This is a genomic window from Martelella alba (assembly GCF_005217455.1).
In the GTDB taxonomy this organism is placed as follows: domain Bacteria; phylum Pseudomonadota; class Gammaproteobacteria; order Enterobacterales; family Enterobacteriaceae; genus Acerihabitans.
In genome coordinates this window covers 1-4593 of the sequence record NZ_SZPQ01000089.1, presented here as the reverse complement: position 1 = coordinate 4593, position 4593 = coordinate 1, and the positions used below count along the sequence as shown (strand labels likewise).

The following is a 4593-nucleotide window of genomic DNA, read 5'->3' as shown; positions in this document are numbered from 1 at the left end:
GTGTTAGACATGTATCCAAGCCTATCTCTTAAGTTAAGAGACTTCTACTGTCTGGTTTCGCAGGGGGCCTACTCACTCAGTGGCAAAGCCCCTCTGGAAGCATTCGATTTCCCGGTTCCCTTTAAAGGGGAACAAGCTGTTCGATGCATGGCTGACGGTGAAGTGGTTGCTTATCGGATCTGCAAGGATTACCTGACGCTTGCATGGGAATCCGGCCCACTGAGCTTTTCTGGCTCGTTTGTGCTGGTGAAACACTACATTCAACCAGGTGATAAGGAATCCAGTGGGCTGCATTTCTACACCCTGTATATGCATCTTGCGCCGTATTCAGCATATGAGGCCAAAGCAGAAAATCAGTGGGTCATTCAAGATACTTTAAGAGCATATTCTGAAATGGACTGGCTGACGGCGAAACTGACTTCAGATAAAACTTCTCCACAAATTGCCGGACACATGCCTAAAGGGGCAAGAGTGGAGTGGGACCCAGCAGACAGCAATCTTAACACCACAGGAAATAACAAGCGAAAATATGGCCTTGTGACACTGAAAGGATTACCAGAAGAAACCAGCAGTACTCTCACACCTGGTCAGCGCTATTGGGTTGTTGTGGATAACAACAATATTAAGCCAGCACCGGGGGCCGGTCCAGGCTGGTGGCGACACTTGCTTCCTCCCGTAAAGGAAGTCATGGTATTCGATAAAACGGTAAGTCTCAGTTCTCCATTTGCTATTAAGGCCGGTGACCCGATTGGGCACATGGGCTACTATCAGGCACCAAAAGATGGTGGCTATGAGGCACGATACCAGGTACACATCGAATGCACGAGCATGGATGATAATCTGGAAAAATTCCTGACCAACCCAGAAAATGTGGGGGAGAAAAAACCACTCTGGCTGAAGTATTCTCCTGGCCTTGCTCTGTACACAAAAGATGTCGCGAAAGGCACCTTCTCAAAGGGTGCGACGTCAACAACTCGGACAGGCATTCTTCCGTTGAGCAAAGTCACAGCTGAAACGGATAAATCAACAAAACAGGAATACTGGCAGCTACGGCCAGAGAATGCCTACGTCCCCAAAGGTCAGGCGGAGCCTCAACTGTTGTCACAGTATGATCTGGCAAAGTTGGGTTTCAGAACTGAAACCGCTGAGCCTACCAGCTTTGATTACCTGGATGGGAAAAACCAGCCTATTGGATTCTTCCGCAGTCTTATCAACGCACTTTACGAGGCTGCGACCGGTGATACCCGGACCAGTCATGCACTGGTGAAGCATAATTATCAGCGCCTACTTGATAAAATTGATAGTGGGAACGACCGTTACTCTCCAATGGAATACTGGAGAGCACTTCATAATCCTGACTATCGTGACGTCATTCAGAAAACAATCGTAAAACATCCCAGCGACTGGTATTTCAAAAAAGGCGATGCTATCTGGCAACCATTCCTGAATGCACTGAAGAAAGATGCTCCTGAATGGAAGAAATACAGTGAAGAATTCATCGACAAGATGGCCTGGATGCAGGATGTTACGACCGAGAATCTTGGACCTTCATTATGGCATATGCACCCAATTGTCTTTCTTAATAATCTTTCCTTAAAGGCAATAACTATCGAGGAAGCCAGAGTAAGGGCTTTTATGAGGATGATTAGGGTTTGTGAGGGGACAACGGGTGAAGAAGGATATGAAAGGTTGTTCGGTGGTCAATCTTTCATTCGGGATTATCATAAAACATTCGCAACACATCCACAGATTAAAATTACTCGACAAAATAAGGAAACGGGGAAAAGATATATATCTTCCGCGGCAGGTGCCTATCAAATTATGGGATATACTTGGGATGATCGCTCTACGGTTTTTTGGAGAAAAAAATATGGCATTGTAGATTTTACGCCAGAATCACAAGATTTACTTTGCGTTGTAATACTCAAGGAGAAAGTACGGAACAATGGCTTAAATTTGATTATTCATAATAAAATTAATGATGCCATCCAGAATAGTTGCAGTTATGAATGGGCAAGCCTTCCACCTGGGCGACATAGTCAGCCAATAAAATCAATAAGTGAATGTTTAAGAATTTATGATGAATTCTTTAAAGAAGAAATGGAAGGTAAGACGGATTTATATATAAAATATGGGTTTTTAAATGATTTGTAGAATGAAAAACATAATTGTGTTAATGATCTGTCTGATCCCTTTTTTGTCTTTTGCAAATCCTGAAGATAGCGTGGGTTATTGGTCAGTGAACTGCGGAGGGTTTGGCGGTTCCGTGGAAGTTAAACCCTCTCATGAAGCAAGAGTAAATGTAAACGATAATAATCTTTATATTTCAGGGGGTATAGTGGAGGATAATAATGGAAAACTAAAGCTATTTTATCGTGACGTCATTGAGTCAATGAATGAGACAATTGACTGGTCAGATATTTCTCAAAGTGAACCTATAGCTGAAATGTCAATTGAGAATGGCACTCTACATATGACATGGAAAGGATTTTTCGACAACAAACAAAAAATTTATATATGGAAATCAGAGCCAGATTTTGTTGTGGCTTCTGAAGGAAGTGCCAATGTTAAAATGAAAAAGTGCGATTTCAAATAAAGTGAACAATGGCTGGACTTCAAGACTTCAAGACTTCAAGACTTCAAGACTTCATGAGTGGTATTCGATAAAGATCGCTCATGTTAATAATCTATTTTAATAAATCTCAATCTCTTTTCTCTAATACTGTTCTACGAAAGGGCCTTTACGCTAGTTAAACATCCGAGTGACTGGTGTTTCAAAAAGAATGACGCTATCTGGCAACCGTTCCTGAATGTTCTCAAGAAAGAAGCGCCGGAATTCAATGGAAATACTAAGTATTTTCCAACCATTGATAATGGTACTTCTTCTCCTGATCCTTTTAATATAGAACATTACCCGAATAGTAGTATGACATGGATTTCAGGACAGAACATTCCTGCCAATAGTAAACACGGAGAAGCTAAGTGCGCTAATGTCGCCTATAACTTCAAAGATAATCATTTCATAACATTAACCTCATCTCGCTGTGAGGTTGATGTTGGTAGTGATTCAAATGCGGATTCATATTTTCCTTAAGAAAATTTTTTTGTGGTTACGTTTTACATTGGCGTATACACCGAATCTTTCAAGACCCGAGTTGCAATCAGAAAAATCCAGAGTGGGATAGATGAATTCCCTGATATAAACAACTTAATTGTTTTGGGTGTGCTAATTTGTCATCTGTCGCCGCCGAGAAAGATAGGAATGTCATTCATCAAAAAATATATAAAATTAGCGATTCACGCGGCCTTCATGATATAAAAAAATTTCTAGCGCGCACAAAAGAGCTGACTGACGTCGAGAGAATACTGACGTGATGTTCAGGGATTTATGATTGGAACTCCAATGTACAGCGTATGCCGAAGGGAATTGAATATTTCAAGAATCTATGGGTTAAACGAGATACCGGAACACATTCGAAACTGATAAAAGCATCGCTGTAATGCATTAAATTTCAACTGTTAAAATTTTTAATTAAGGTTCGGCATAATGCTTCAGTTTATCCGTAAAGGTGACAAAACCACCCACGGCGGTTCAGTGATAACCGCTTCCGATACAATGAAATTCGGTGGTATTGGCGTTGCCCGTAAAGGCGACAAAGTTTCCTGCCCGGTCGAAGGCCACGGACCAACAACCATCGTAGAAGGCAATCCTGATTATCTTGATCATGGTATCCCGGTTGCATTTCATGGTCACAAATGCGCCTGTGGTTGCACGTTGATCAGTTCATTTGCCGCAGCAAAGGTTGCCTGATTATGCCCGTCTGGCTGGATGACATTCCCGAAAAGGCAACGAAAGTCGCACGGCCCAATCTCCGCCGCTGGTTGCTTTTCCTGGTGTTTGTCATGCTCGGGGGGATTGCCATGACGTTCTGGGGATGGACCACCGAGCGCTCGGGGCTTGTGTTCTGGTTTACCGCGCTCGGCTTGCCGTTCTGCTCATGGGGGCTCATTTTTAGTCTGCGCCGGTTCGCCTATAAGGCGGAACAGGTTGGGGCTGAATCCCGTAACGTGGAGCGTGAGATCCTTATTGAGCGTGAAATTCACCGGGGTCAGCGTTGTGCCTGGATTCTGGATGCCTTGATTCAGACATCAGCCGGTAATAAAGCCAGTGAACTGCTGACGGCGATGACCCGTGCGGCCCCCGTCATCGACTTTTCCCGGCCAAGGGGATGCGAAAAGCCCGTCAGATATGCAGCAATGACCGCTTTACAGACAAACCTGGCCCAGGAAATGGAATGCATTGTCGCCAAACTGACCTCTCGTGTCGAAGAGATTGTTGAACCTCTCCCGGCAACGCTCCCGTGCTGGCTGATGCTGGATTGTGACAGTGACATTTACCCCCTAACGGAAGATCGGATCAAAGCCGAGCTTTTGAGGAAAACCGGCAGGGTATTCCGTCCAATGTCGGAAAAAGGACTCGCTGCGTTTGATGCCTGGTTGGATAAGCGCTGGGATCATCTGAACCGCCCCGGGAATCCTGGAGACTAAACTCTTTGAGAGAGAGGTAACAGGATGACTAAAAATACTCGCTTT

Annotated in this window: 4 protein-coding genes; all 4 read left to right on the top strand. The window is 44.0% G+C overall.

Translation table 11 applies throughout. From position 1 onward, the window contains the following. Window positions 1–2154, top strand: a 2154-nt coding sequence (locus FCN80_RS25355) for a glycoside hydrolase family 24 protein (protein ID WP_230492957.1), incomplete at its 5' end; no start/stop codon positions are given. A gap of 1 nt (window position 2155) precedes the next feature. Then, window positions 2156–2596 carry a hypothetical protein gene (locus tag FCN80_RS25350; protein WP_136993080.1) on the top strand — a complete coding sequence of 147 codons (441 nt, stop codon included), beginning with the start codon at window positions 2156–2158 and terminating at the stop codon, window positions 2594–2596. A gap of 951 nt (window positions 2597–3547) precedes the next feature. Then, the gene (locus FCN80_RS25340; RefSeq protein WP_136993078.1) at window positions 3548–3811 is read left to right on the top strand and encodes a PAAR domain-containing protein; all 264 of its coding nucleotides are present in this window, start codon (window positions 3548–3550) and stop codon (window positions 3809–3811) included. A gap of 2 nt (window positions 3812–3813) precedes the next feature. Next, window positions 3814–4548, top strand: a complete 735-nt coding sequence (locus FCN80_RS25335) for a hypothetical protein (RefSeq protein WP_230492956.1) — start codon at window positions 3814–3816, stop codon at window positions 4546–4548. The last annotated feature ends 45 nt before the right edge of the window (window positions 4549–4593 follow it).